General features: G+C 49.7%; 25 protein-coding genes. 24 read left to right on the top strand and 1 reads right to left on the bottom strand.

Annotation, left to right across the window (positions count from 1 at the left end; translation table 11 throughout):
• The 3 genes from OH663_RS24795 to bfr all read left to right on the top strand — a co-directional run.
• Positions 1 to 143, top strand: a 143-nt coding sequence (locus tag OH663_RS24795; protein WP_446661267.1) for an EF-Tu C-terminal domain-related protein, incomplete at its 5' end; no start/stop codon positions are given.
• Positions 144 to 328: 185 nt separating this feature from the next.
• Positions 329 to 523 (top strand): bacterioferritin-associated ferredoxin, encoded by a 195-nt coding sequence (bfd, locus tag OH663_RS24790; protein WP_071829044.1) that lies wholly within the window; start codon positions 329 to 331, stop codon positions 521 to 523.
• A 71-nt stretch (positions 524 to 594) separates the two neighbouring features.
• Entirely contained in the window at positions 595 to 1,071 is a 477-nt protein-coding gene (gene bfr, locus OH663_RS24785) for a bacterioferritin (protein ID WP_045448334.1), read from the top strand.
• Here bfr and OH663_RS24780 read toward each other — a convergent pair.
• Positions 1,068 to 1,535 (bottom strand): prepilin peptidase, encoded by a 468-nt coding sequence (locus tag OH663_RS24780; RefSeq protein WP_200013328.1) that lies wholly within the window; start codon positions 1,533 to 1,535, stop codon positions 1,068 to 1,070. The two genes, bfr and OH663_RS24780, sit on opposite strands and share 4 nt — an antisense overlap.
• A 377-nt stretch (positions 1,536 to 1,912) precedes the next feature.
• Between OH663_RS24780 and rpsJ the strand changes: the two genes are divergently transcribed.
• The 21 genes from rpsJ (at position 1,913) to rplO (ending at position 11,077) form a co-directional block, all read left to right on the top strand.
• Positions 1,913 to 2,224: a 30S ribosomal protein S10 gene (rpsJ, locus tag OH663_RS24775; protein WP_001181005.1), complete on the top strand. Its 312-nt coding sequence runs from the start codon at positions 1,913 to 1,915 to the stop codon at positions 2,222 to 2,224.
• A 32-nt stretch (positions 2,225 to 2,256) separates the two neighbouring features.
• On the top strand, positions 2,257 to 2,886 hold the full coding sequence (rplC, locus tag OH663_RS24770) for a 50S ribosomal protein L3 (RefSeq protein ID WP_045448329.1): 630 nt from the start codon (positions 2,257 to 2,259) through the stop codon (positions 2,884 to 2,886).
• Between the two features lie 10 nt (positions 2,887 to 2,896).
• The gene (gene rplD, locus OH663_RS24765) at positions 2,897 to 3,502 is read left to right on the top strand and encodes a 50S ribosomal protein L4 (RefSeq protein ID WP_003031119.1); all 606 of its coding nucleotides are present in this window, start codon (positions 2,897 to 2,899) and stop codon (positions 3,500 to 3,502) included.
• The gene (gene rplW, locus OH663_RS24760) at positions 3,499 to 3,801 is read left to right on the top strand and encodes a 50S ribosomal protein L23 (RefSeq protein WP_000617546.1); all 303 of its coding nucleotides are present in this window, start codon (positions 3,499 to 3,501) and stop codon (positions 3,799 to 3,801) included. The genes rplD and rplW overlap by 4 nt, the downstream gene beginning before the upstream one ends.
• 17 nt (positions 3,802 to 3,818) lie before the next feature.
• Positions 3,819 to 4,640 carry a 50S ribosomal protein L2 gene (gene rplB / locus OH663_RS24755; protein WP_000301869.1) on the top strand — a complete coding sequence of 274 codons (822 nt, stop codon included), beginning with the start codon at positions 3,819 to 3,821 and terminating at the stop codon, positions 4,638 to 4,640.
• 16 nt (positions 4,641 to 4,656) lie between these two features.
• Positions 4,657 to 4,935, top strand: coding sequence for a 30S ribosomal protein S19 (gene rpsS / locus OH663_RS24750; protein WP_001138115.1), 279 nt, complete (start codon positions 4,657 to 4,659; stop codon positions 4,933 to 4,935).
• 14 nt (positions 4,936 to 4,949) lie between these two features.
• Positions 4,950 to 5,282 carry a 50S ribosomal protein L22 gene (rplV, locus tag OH663_RS24745; RefSeq protein WP_000448832.1) on the top strand — a complete coding sequence of 111 codons (333 nt, stop codon included), beginning with the start codon at positions 4,950 to 4,952 and terminating at the stop codon, positions 5,280 to 5,282.
• A 17-nt stretch (positions 5,283 to 5,299) separates the two neighbouring features.
• Entirely contained in the window at positions 5,300 to 6,001 is a 702-nt protein-coding gene (rpsC, locus tag OH663_RS24740) for a 30S ribosomal protein S3 (RefSeq protein WP_000529945.1), read from the top strand.
• Between the two features lie 12 nt (positions 6,002 to 6,013).
• Positions 6,014 to 6,424: a 50S ribosomal protein L16 gene (gene rplP, locus OH663_RS24735; RefSeq protein WP_000941212.1), complete on the top strand. Its 411-nt coding sequence runs from the start codon at positions 6,014 to 6,016 to the stop codon at positions 6,422 to 6,424.
• Positions 6,424 to 6,615, top strand: a complete 192-nt coding sequence (rpmC, locus tag OH663_RS24730; protein WP_000644742.1) for a 50S ribosomal protein L29 — start codon at positions 6,424 to 6,426, stop codon at positions 6,613 to 6,615. Before rplP ends, rpmC begins: the two co-directional genes overlap by 1 nt.
• Positions 6,615 to 6,869: a 30S ribosomal protein S17 gene (gene rpsQ, locus OH663_RS24725; RefSeq protein WP_003031120.1), complete on the top strand. Its 255-nt coding sequence runs from the start codon at positions 6,615 to 6,617 to the stop codon at positions 6,867 to 6,869. The genes rpmC and rpsQ overlap by 1 nt, the downstream gene beginning before the upstream one ends.
• Positions 6,870 to 7,032: 163 nt before the next feature.
• The gene (rplN, locus tag OH663_RS24720; protein WP_000613954.1) at positions 7,033 to 7,404 is read left to right on the top strand and encodes a 50S ribosomal protein L14; all 372 of its coding nucleotides are present in this window, start codon (positions 7,033 to 7,035) and stop codon (positions 7,402 to 7,404) included.
• A 10-nt stretch (positions 7,405 to 7,414) separates the two neighbouring features.
• Positions 7,415 to 7,729, top strand: a complete 315-nt coding sequence (gene rplX / locus OH663_RS24715; RefSeq protein ID WP_003031122.1) for a 50S ribosomal protein L24 — start codon at positions 7,415 to 7,417, stop codon at positions 7,727 to 7,729.
• Between the two features lie 14 nt (positions 7,730 to 7,743).
• Positions 7,744 to 8,283, top strand: coding sequence for a 50S ribosomal protein L5 (rplE, locus tag OH663_RS24710; protein ID WP_003031123.1), 540 nt, complete (start codon positions 7,744 to 7,746; stop codon positions 8,281 to 8,283).
• A 14-nt stretch (positions 8,284 to 8,297) separates the two neighbouring features.
• Complete coding sequence (gene rpsN / locus OH663_RS24705) at positions 8,298 to 8,603, top strand: 30S ribosomal protein S14 (protein WP_045448294.1); 306 nt, start codon at positions 8,298 to 8,300, stop codon at positions 8,601 to 8,603.
• Positions 8,604 to 8,636: 33 nt separating this feature from the next.
• Positions 8,637 to 9,029, top strand: a complete 393-nt coding sequence (rpsH, locus tag OH663_RS24700) for a 30S ribosomal protein S8 (RefSeq protein ID WP_003031127.1) — start codon at positions 8,637 to 8,639, stop codon at positions 9,027 to 9,029.
• A 12-nt stretch (positions 9,030 to 9,041) separates the two neighbouring features.
• A complete protein-coding gene (gene rplF / locus OH663_RS24695) occupies positions 9,042 to 9,575 on the top strand; it encodes a 50S ribosomal protein L6 (RefSeq protein ID WP_045448292.1) in 534 nt (177 codons plus the stop codon).
• 9 nt (positions 9,576 to 9,584) lie between these two features.
• Positions 9,585 to 9,938 carry a 50S ribosomal protein L18 gene (rplR, locus tag OH663_RS24690; RefSeq protein WP_000358956.1) on the top strand — a complete coding sequence of 118 codons (354 nt, stop codon included), beginning with the start codon at positions 9,585 to 9,587 and terminating at the stop codon, positions 9,936 to 9,938.
• A 14-nt stretch (positions 9,939 to 9,952) separates the two neighbouring features.
• Positions 9,953 to 10,456 carry a 30S ribosomal protein S5 gene (gene rpsE, locus OH663_RS24685; protein ID WP_003031131.1) on the top strand — a complete coding sequence of 168 codons (504 nt, stop codon included), beginning with the start codon at positions 9,953 to 9,955 and terminating at the stop codon, positions 10,454 to 10,456.
• Positions 10,457 to 10,459: 3 nt separating this feature from the next.
• Positions 10,460 to 10,639, top strand: coding sequence for a 50S ribosomal protein L30 (gene rpmD, locus OH663_RS24680; RefSeq protein ID WP_001140434.1), 180 nt, complete (start codon positions 10,460 to 10,462; stop codon positions 10,637 to 10,639).
• A 3-nt stretch (positions 10,640 to 10,642) separates the two neighbouring features.
• Complete coding sequence (rplO, locus tag OH663_RS24675) at positions 10,643 to 11,077, top strand: 50S ribosomal protein L15 (protein WP_045448284.1); 435 nt, start codon at positions 10,643 to 10,645, stop codon at positions 11,075 to 11,077.
• Positions 11,078 to 11,082 lie beyond the last annotated feature (5 nt).

The raw sequence follows: 11,082 nt of genomic DNA, 5'->3' as shown, positions 1-11,082 counted from the left end.
TAGAGATGGTAATGCCGGGCGACAACATCAAAATGGTTGTTACCCTGATCCACCCGATCGCGATGGACGACGGTCTGCGTTTCGCAATCCGTGAAGGCGGCCGTACCGTTGGCGCGGGCGTTGTTGCTAAAGTAATGAGCTAATTATTGATTAATTAGTTTTGAGCTTAAAAAGGGCGCTTCGGCGCCCTTTTTGCTGCCTGCAATTCATTCGCTGTAATATTTATTCGCATTTTTCGCTAACCCAACCGGCGTGCAAACATAATTGTGCTATTGTAATCATAACTATTCTCATTTACACTTTGCACAGAAATTGAACGGGAGCGATCATGTACGTTTGTTTGTGTAATGCGATAAGTGATAAAAAAATTCGTCAGGCTGTTCGCCAGTTTCATCCTCAGTCCTTTCAGCAATTACGTAAATTTATTCCTGTTGGAAATCAATGCGGTAAGTGTATTCGGGCTGCGCGTGAAGTGATGCAGGATGAATTAACTCAAATACCAGAATTTAAAGAGATCGCCTAAGTCACACTCTTTTTTTTGACATCCCTGTAGCCCCATCTACGCTCTAAGAGTGGAAGCGGAGGGACTATAAAATGAAAGGTGATGTTAAAATCATAAATTATCTCAATAAACTATTGGGAAATGAGCTTGTCGCAATCAACCAGTATTTTCTCCATGCCCGTATGTTTAAAAACTGGGGACTGACTCGCCTCAATGATGTTGAGTATCATGAATCTATTGATGAGATGAAACACGCCGATAAATATATCGAGCGTATTTTATTCTTAGAAGGGCTGCCAAACTTACAGGATCTGGGTAAGTTAGGGATTGGTGAAGATGTTGAGGAGATGCTGCAGTCAGATCTTCGACTTGAACTTGATGGCGCGAAAGATTTGCGTGAAGCCATTGCCTATGCCGATAGCGTTCATGACTACGTCAGCCGGGATATGATGATAGAAATCCTTACTGAAGAAGAAGGGCATATTGACTGGCTCGAAACGGAGCTGGATTTGATTTCAAAACTTGGCTTGCAAAATTATCTGCAATCACAGATTAAAGTCAGTGACTAATCGCCCTGCATCAGATTTACCCAGCCAATAATAAAACCCGCCGCCGCCAGATATGGCCCAAAAGGCAGCGGGTTTTTTAGTACCTTTCTTCCATCCGTAACGCTCCTAATCCCAATGATGCAACAGGCCAGACAGGCAGCAGTGAAGACCAACAGCGGTAATGATTCCCAACGATGCCACGCACCAAGTGCTGCGAGAAATTTTACATCACCATAGCCTAGTCCTTCCTGTCGTCTTACCAGCCGGTAGCTCCAATAGAGAAGTGAAAACACGCTATATCCCACCGCGGCCCCCCAAACTGCATCAGATAATTCAGCCGGTTTACAGCATTGATGATAAATAAGACCACTCCATAGAAGAGGGCAGGTAAACTTGTCTGGCAATAAACCGGTGCGTAAATCCTGTATCCAAAGAAGCCCGCATAAGGACGTGTAGGTAAACAGGAAGAGGAGGTTGATGTACATGCTCGAATTCTCATCGCTAAAGAGATAACCCTCCAGTAAATGTGGCGTCCATACAAGATCCGAATAGCTATAACGGTTGCCTGCTTCCAGTAAAAATATGCATGCGCAAGTTTCTACAATCTGCCTGGAATGGTGCTCGCATTACAGGTCGGGTGATTAATTTCTACACGGCACTTGCGTAAGGCTGAGATTTACGTATAATGCGCGGGCTTGTCTTAATTGACGGCTGGTTCAATCTGAACCACTGATAGTCGATTTGACTATCTGACAATGTTCCCGATTGGGGAACTCTGTAAGAACGGTTACACTCTCCCATCAATCGTAATGGGTTTGAGGAGTAACTATTTCGTCTATAAAATAATTGGAGCTCTGGTCTCATGCAGAACCAAAGAATCCGTATCCGCCTGAAAGCGTTTGATCATCGTCTGATCGATCAATCAACCGCGGAAATCGTCGAGACTGCTAAGCGCACTGGTGCGCAAGTCCGTGGTCCGATCCCGCTGCCGACCCGCAAAGAGCGCTTTACCGTTCTGATCTCTCCGCACGTTAACAAAGACGCGCGTGATCAGTACGAGATTCGCACTCACAAGCGTCTGGTTGACATCGTTGAGCCAACTGAGAAAACCGTTGATGCTCTGATGCGTCTGGATCTGGCTGCCGGTGTAGACGTGCAGATCAGCCTGGGTTAATCAGGTCATCGAGCGATTGAGAGGTTGATACAATGATTGGTTTAGTCGGTAAAAAAGTGGGAATGACCCGCATCTTCACTGAAGATGGCGTATCTATCCCAGTAACCGTAATCGAAGTTGAAGCAAACCGCGTTACTCAGGTTAAAGACCTGGCTAACGACGGCTACCGCGCTATTCAGGTTACCACTGGTGCTAAAAAAGCTAACCGTGTAACCAAGCCGGAAGCTGGTCACTTTGCTAAAGCTGGCGTTGAAGCTGGCCGCGGCCTGTGGGAGTTCCGTCTGGCGGATGGTGAAGAATTCACCGTAGGTCAGAGCATTAGCGTTGAACTGTTTGCTGACGTTAAAAAAGTTGACGTAACCGGTACCTCTAAAGGTAAAGGTTTCGCTGGTACCGTTAAGCGCTGGAACTTCCGTACCCAGGACGCTACGCACGGTAACTCCTTGTCTCACCGCGTTCCGGGTTCTATCGGTCAGAACCAGACTCCGGGCAAAGTGTTCAAAGGCAAGAAAATGGCAGGTCAGCTGGGCAACGAGCGTGTAACCGTTCAGAGCCTGGACGTAGTACGTGTTGACGCTGAGCGCAACCTGCTGCTGGTTAAAGGTGGTGTTCCGGGTGCGACCGGTTGCGACCTGATCGTTAAACCAGCTGTGAAGGCGTAAGGGGATAGCAATGGAATTAGTATTGAAAGACGCGCAGAGCGCGCTGACTGTTTCCGAAACTACCTTCGGTCGTGATTTCAACGAAGCGCTGGTTCACCAGGTTGTTGTTGCTTATGCAGCTGGTGCTCGTCAGGGTACTCGTGCTCAGAAGACTCGTGCTGAAGTAACTGGTTCAGGCAAAAAGCCGTGGCGCCAGAAAGGTACCGGCCGTGCGCGTTCAGGTTCTATCAAGAGCCCGATCTGGCGTTCTGGTGGCGTGACCTTCGCTGCTCGCCCGCAGGACCACAGTCAAAAAGTTAACAAAAAGATGTACCGCGGCGCGCTGAAAAGCATTCTGTCCGAACTGGTACGTCAGGATCGTCTGATCGTTGTCGAATCATTCTCTGTAGAAGCGCCTAAAACTAAGCTGCTGGCACAGAAACTGAAAGACATGGCTCTGGAAGATGTGCTGATCATCACCGGTGAGCTGGACGAAAACCTGTTCCTGGCTGCGCGCAACCTGCACAAGGTTGACGTACGCGATGCAACTGGTATCGACCCGGTTAGCCTGATCGCCTTCGACAAAGTCGTAATGACTGCTGATGCTGTTAAGCAAGTTGAGGAGATGCTGGCATGATTCGTGAAGAACGTCTGCTGAAGGTGCTGCGCGCACCGCACGTTTCTGAAAAAGCGTCTACTGCGATGGAAAAAACTAATACCATCGTTCTCAAAGTTGCTAAAGACGCGACCAAAGCAGAAATCAAAGCTGCTGTGCAGAAACTGTTTGAAGTCGAAGTCGAAGTCGTTAACACCCTGGTAGTTAAAGGGAAAGTTAAACGTCACGGACAGCGTATCGGTCGTCGTAGCGACTGGAAAAAAGCTTACGTCACCCTGAAGGAAGGCCAGAATCTGGACTTCGTCGGCGGCGCTGAGTAAGTCGGAGGAGTAATACAATGGCAGTTGTTAAATGTAAACCGACATCTCCGGGTCGTCGCCACGTCGTTAAAGTGGTCAACCCAGAGCTGCACAAGGGCAAACCTTTTGCTCCGCTGGTTGAAAAAAACAGCAAATCCGGTGGTCGTAACAACAATGGCCGTATCACCACTCGTCACATCGGTGGTGGTCACAAGCAGGCTTATCGTATCGTTGACTTCAAACGCAACAAAGACGGTATCCCGGCAGTTGTTGAACGTCTTGAGTACGATCCGAACCGTTCCGCGAACATCGCGCTGGTTCTGTACAAAGACGGTGAACGCCGTTACATCCTGGCCCCTAAAGGCCTGAAAGCTGGCGACCAGATTCAGTCTGGCGTTGATGCTGCAATCAAAGCAGGTAACACCCTGCCGATGCGCAATATCCCGGTTGGTTCTACCGTTCATAACGTAGAAATGAAACCAGGTAAAGGCGGTCAGCTGGCTCGTTCCGCTGGTACTTACGTTCAGATCGTTGCTCGTGATGGTGCTTATGTCACCCTGCGTCTGCGTTCTGGTGAAATGCGTAAAGTCGAAGCAGACTGCCGTGCAACTCTGGGCGAAGTTGGCAATGCTGAGCATATGCTGCGCGTTCTGGGTAAAGCAGGTGCTGCACGCTGGCGTGGTGTTCGTCCTACCGTTCGCGGTACTGCGATGAACCCAGTCGACCACCCACATGGTGGTGGTGAAGGTCGTAACTTTGGTAAGCACCCGGTAACTCCGTGGGGCGTTCAGACCAAAGGTAAGAAGACCCGCAGCAACAAGCGTACTGATAAATTCATCGTACGTCGCCGTAGCAAATAATTTTAGAGGATAAGCCATGCCACGTTCTCTCAAGAAAGGTCCTTTTATTGACCTGCACTTGCTGAAGAAGGTAGAGAAAGCGGTGGAAAGCGGAGACAAGAAGCCCCTGCGCACTTGGTCCCGTCGTTCAACGATCTTTCCTAACATGATCGGTTTGACCATCGCTGTCCATAATGGTCGTCAGCACGTTCCGGTATTTGTTTCCGACGAAATGGTCGGTCACAAACTGGGTGAATTCGCACCGACTCGTACTTATCGCGGCCACGCTGCTGATAAAAAAGCGAAGAAGAAATAAGGTAGGAGGAAGAGATGGAAACTTTAGCTCAACATCGCCATGCTCGTTCTTCTGCTCAGAAGGTTCGCCTTGTTGCAGACCTGATTCGCGGTAAGAAAGTGTCGCAGGCTCTGGATATTCTGACCTACACCAATAAGAAAGCGGCTGTACTGGTTAAGAAAGTCCTGGAATCTGCCATTGCTAACGCTGAACACAACGATGGCGCTGACATTGACGATCTGAAAGTTACGAAAATTTTCGTAGACGAAGGCCCGAGCATGAAGCGCATTATGCCGCGTGCAAAAGGTCGTGCAGATCGCATCCTGAAGCGCACCAGCCACATTACTGTGGTTGTGTCCGATCGCTGAGACTCTGGAGACTAGCAATGGGTCAGAAAGTACATCCTAATGGTATTCGCCTGGGTATTGTAAAACCATGGAACTCAACCTGGTTTGCGAACACCAAAGAATTCGCTGACAACCTGGACAGCGATTTTAAAGTACGTCAGTACCTGACTAAGGAACTGGCGAAAGCGTCTGTATCTCGTATCGTGATCGAGCGTCCGGCTAAGAGCATCCGTGTGACCATTCACACCGCTCGTCCGGGTATCGTTATCGGTAAGAAAGGCGAAGACGTAGAAAAACTGCGCAAAGTCGTAGCGGATATTGCTGGCGTTCCTGCTCAGATCAATATCGCCGAAGTGCGTAAACCTGAACTGGACGCAAAATTGGTTGCTGACAGCATCACTTCTCAGCTGGAACGTCGTGTTATGTTCCGTCGTGCTATGAAGCGTGCTGTACAGAACGCAATGCGTCTGGGCGCTAAAGGTATTAAAGTTGAAGTTAGCGGCCGTCTGGGCGGCGCGGAAATCGCACGTACCGAATGGTACCGCGAAGGTCGCGTACCTCTGCACACTCTGCGTGCTGACATCGACTACAACACCTCTGAAGCGCACACCACTTACGGTGTAATCGGCGTTAAAGTGTGGATCTTCAAAGGCGAGATCCTGGGTGGTATGGCTGCTGTTGAACAACCGGAAAAACCGGCTGCTCAACCTAAAAAGCAGCAGCGTAAAGGCCGTAAATAAGGAGCGTCGCTGATGTTACAACCAAAGCGTACAAAATTCCGTAAAATGCACAAAGGCCGTAACCGCGGTCTGGCGCAGGGTACGGATGTTAGCTTCGGCAGCTTCGGTCTGAAAGCTGTTGGCCGTGGTCGTCTGACTGCCCGTCAGATCGAAGCAGCACGTCGTGCTATGACCCGTGCAGTTAAGCGTCAAGGTAAGATCTGGATCCGTGTATTCCCGGACAAACCGATCACTGAAAAGCCGCTGGCAGTGCGTATGGGTAAAGGTAAAGGTAACGTGGAGTATTGGGTTGCCTTGATTCAGCCGGGTAAAGTCCTGTATGAAATGGACGGCGTACCGGAAGAGCTGGCCCGTGAAGCATTCAAGCTGGCAGCAGCGAAACTGCCGATTAAAACCACCTTTGTAACTAAGACGGTGATGTAATGAAAGCAAAAGAGCTGCGTGAGAAGAGTGTTGAAGAGCTGAACACCGAGCTGCTGAATCTGCTGCGTGAGCAGTTCAACCTGCGTATGCAGGCTGCAAGTGGCCAGCTGCAACAGTCTCACCTGTTGAAGCAAGTGCGTCGTGATGTCGCACGCGTTAAGACTTTACTGACTGAGAAGGCGGGTGCGTAATGACCGATAAAATCCGTACTCTGCAAGGTCGCGTTGTTAGCGACAAAATGGAGAAATCCATTGTTGTTGCTATCGAACGTTTTGTGAAACACCCGATCTACGGTAAATTCATTAAGCGTACGACCAAACTGCACGTACATGACGAGAACAACGAATGCGGTACTGGTGACGTGGTTGAAATCCGCGAATGCCGTCCGCTGTCCAAGACTAAGTCCTGGACGCTGGTTCGCGTTGTAGAGAAAGCTGTTCTGTAATACAGTAGGCATTCTCAACGAATAAACGGCTCAGCGATGAGCCGTTTATTTTTTCTACCCATATCGTTTAAGCGGTGTTATAATGCCGCGCCCCCGATATGGGGCTTTTTTAACGACCTGATTTTCGGGTCTCAGTAGTAGTTGACATTAGCGGAGCACTAAAATGATCCAAGAACAGACTATGCTGAACGTCGCCGACAACTCCGGTGCACGTCGCGTAATGTGTATCAAGGTTCTGGGTGGCTCGCACCGTCGCTACGCAGGCGTAGGCGACATCATCAAGATCACCATCAAAGAAGCAATTCCGCGTGGTAAGGTCAAAAAAGGTGATGTGCTGAAGGCGGTAGTGGTGCGCACCAAGAAGGGTGTTCGTCGCCCGGACGGTTCTGTCATTCGCTTCGATGGTAATGCATGCGTTATTTTAAACAATAACAGCGAGCAACCTATCGGTACGCGTATTTTTGGGCCGGTAACTCGTGAACTTCGTAACGAGAAGTTCATGAAAATTATCTCTCTGGCACCAGAAGTACTCTAAGGAGCGAATCATGGCAGCGAAGATCCGTCGTGATGACGAAGTTATCGTGTTAACCGGTAAAGATAAAGGTAAACGCGGTAAAGTGAAAAATGTCCTGTCTTCCGGCAAGGTCATTGTTGAAGGTATCAACCTGGTTAAGAAACATCAGAAGCCGGTTCCGGCCCTGAACCAACCAGGCGGCATCGTAGAGAAAGAAGCAGCTATTCAGATCTCTAACCTTGCTATCTTCAACGCGGCAACCGGCAAGGCTGACCGTGTAGGCTTTAGATTCGAAGACGGCAAAAAAGTCCGTTTCTTTAAATCTAATAGCGAAACTATCAAGTAATTTGGAGTAGTACGATGGCGAAACTGCATGATTACTACAAAGACGAAGTAGTCGCTAAACTCATGACTGAGTTTAACTACAATTCTGTCATGCAAGTCCCTCGGGTCGAGAAGATCACCCTGAACATGGGTGTTGGTGAAGCGATCGCTGACAAGAAACTGCTGGATAACGCAGCAGCTGACCTGACAGCAATCTCCGGTCAAAAACCGCTGATCACCAAAGCACGCAAATCTGTTGCAGGCTTCAAAATCCGTCAGGGCTATCCGATCGGCTGTAAAGTAACTCTGCGTGGCGAACGCATGTGGGAGTTCTTTGAGCGCCTGATCACTATTGCTGTTCCACGTATCCGTGACTTCCGTGGCTTGTCCGCTAAGTCTTTCGACGGTCGTGGTAACTACAGCATGGGTGTCCGTGAGCAGATCATCTTCCCAGAAATCGACTACGATAAAGTCGACCGCGTGCGTGGTTTGGATATTACCATTACCACTACTGCGAAATCTGATGAAGAAGGCCGTGCTCTGCTGGCTGCCTTTGACTTCCCGTTCCGCAAGTAAGGTAGGGTTACTGAATGGCTAAGCAATCAATGAAAGCACGCGAAGTAAAGCGCGTAGCTTTAGCTGATAAGTACTTCGCAAAACGCGCTGAACTGAAAGCTATCATCTCTGATGTGAACGCGACCGACGAAGATCGTTGGAACGCAGTTCTGAAGCTGCAGTCTCTGCCGCGTGATTCCAGCCCGTCTCGTCAGCGTAACCGCTGCCGTCAAACTGGTCGTCCGCACGCTTTCCTGCGGAAGTTCGGGTTGAGCCGTATTAAGGTCCGTGAAGCCGCTATGCGCGGTGAAATTCCGGGTCTGAAAAAGGCTAGCTGGTAATTGTCACCAATTGAATCACGGGAGTAAAGACAGATGAGCATGCAAGATCCGATCGCGGATATGCTGACCCGTATCCGTAACGGTCAGGCCGCGAATAAAGCTGCGGTCACCATGCCTTCCTCCAAGCTGAAAGTGGCAATTGCCAACGTGCTGAAGGAAGAAGGTTTTATTGAAGATTTTAAAGTTGAAGGCGACACCAAGCCGGAACTGGAACTTACTCTTAAGTATTTCCAGGGTAAAGCTGTTGTAGAAAGCATTCAGCGTGTCAGTCGCCCAGGTCTGCGCATTTATAAGCGTAAAGACGAGCTGCCAAAAGTTATGGCTGGCATGGGTATCGCAGTTGTTTCTACCTCTAAAGGTGTTATGACTGATCGTGCAGCGCGCCAGGCTGGTCTTGGTGGCGAAATTATCTGCTACGTAGCCTAATCGGAGGAAAAAATGTCTCGTGTTGCTAAAGCACCGGTCGTTATTCCTGCCGGCGTTGATGTAAAAATCAACGGTCAGGTTATTACGATCAAAGGTAAAAACGGCGAGCTGACTCGTACTCTCAACGATGCTGTTGAAGTTAATCATGCAGATAATGCACTGACCTTCGGTCCGCGTGATGGTTACGCAGATGGATGGGCTCAGGCTGGTACCGCGCGTGCCCTGCTGAACTCAATGGTTGTCGGTGTTACCGAAGGCTTCACTAAGAAGCTGCAGCTGGTTGGTGTAGGTTATCGTGCAGCGGTCAAAGGGAATGTAGTAAACCTGGCATTAGGTTTCTCTCATCCAGTTGATCATGAGCTGCCGGCAGGGATTACTGCAGAATGTCCGTCTCAGACTGAAATCGTGCTGAAAGGCGCTGATAAACAGCTGATCGGTCAGGTTGCAGCAGATCTGCGCGCCTACCGTCGTCCTGAGCCTTACAAAGGCAAGGGTGTTCGTTACGCCGACGAAGTCGTGCGTACCAAAGAGGCTAAGAAGAAGTAAGGTAACACTATGGATAAGAAATCTGCTCGTATCCGTCGTGCGACCCGCGCACGCCGCAAGCTCAAAGAGCTGGGCGCAACTCGCCTGGTGGTACATCGTACCCCGCGTCATATTTACGCACAGGTAATTGCACCGAACGGTTCTGAAGTTCTGGTAGCTGCTTCTACTGTAGAAAAAGCTATCGCTGAACAACTGAAGTACACCGGTAACAAAGACGCTGCAGCAGCTGTGGGTAAAGCTGTCGCCGAACGCGCTCTGGAAAAAGGCATCAAAGATGTGTCCTTTGACCGTTCCGGGTTCCAATATCATGGTCGTGTCCAGGCACTGGCAGATGCTGCCCGTGAAGCTGGCCTTCAGTTCTAAGGTAGAGGTGTAAGATGGCTCACATCGAAAAACAAGCTGGCGAACTGCAGGAAAAGCTGATCGCGGTAAACCGCGTATCTAAAACCGTTAAAGGTGGCCGTATTTTCTCCTTCACAGCTCTGACTGTAGTTGGCGATGGTAACGGTCGCGTTGGTTTTGGTTACGGTAAAGCGCGTGAAGTTCCAGCAGCGATCCAGAAAGCGATGGAAAAAGCCCGTCGCAATATGATTAACGTCGCGCTGAACCACGGCACCCTGCAGCACCCGGTTAAGGGTACTCACACGGGTTCTCGTGTATTCATGCAGCCGGCTTCCGAAGGTACCGGTATCATCGCCGGTGGTGCAATGCGCGCCGTTCTGGAAGTCGCTGGAGTTCGTAACGTTCTGGCTAAAGCGTATGGTTCCACCAACCCGATTAACGTGGTTCGTGCAACTATCGATGGTCTGGAAAATATGAAATCTCCGGAAATGGTCGCTGCCAAGCGTGGTAAATCCGTTGAAGAAATTCTGGGGAAATAAACCATGGCAAAGACTATTAAAATTACTCAAACCCGCAGTGCAATCGGTCGTCTGCCGAAACATAAGGCAACGCTGCTTGGCCTGGGTCTGCGTCGTATTGGTCACACCGTAGAGCGCGAGGATACTCCTGCTGTTCGTGGTATGGTCAACGCGGTTTCCTTCATGGTTAAAGTTGAGGAGTAAGAGATGCGTTTAAATACTCTGTCTCCGGCCGAAGGCTCCAAAAAGGCGGGTAAACGCCTGGGTCGTGGTATCGGTTCTGGCCTCGGTAAAACCGGTGGTCGTGGTCACAAAGGTCAGAAGTCTCGTTCTGGCGGTGGCGTACGTCGCGGTTTCGAAGGTGGTCAGATGCCTCTGTACCGTCGTCTGCCGAAATTCGGCTTCACTTCACGTAAATCAGCGATTACAGCCGAAGTTCGTCTGTCTGACCTGGCTAAAGTTGAAGGCGGTGTTGTAGACCTGAATACGCTGAAAGCAGCTAACATTATCGGTATCCAGATCGAGTTCGCGAAAGTGATCCTGGCTGGTGAAGTAACTACTCCGGTAACTGTTCGTGGCCTGCGTGTTACTAAAGGCGCTCGTGCTGCTATCGAAGCTGCTGGCGGTAAAATCGAGGAATAAGTAGC

This window comes from Citrobacter sp. Marseille-Q5395 (assembly GCF_947057495.1).
Taxonomy (GTDB): Bacteria; Pseudomonadota; Gammaproteobacteria; order Enterobacterales; family Enterobacteriaceae; genus Citrobacter; species Citrobacter murliniae.
The sequence above is the reverse complement of the archived record's forward strand: the minus strand, read 5'-3'. Positions and strand labels throughout refer to the sequence as shown.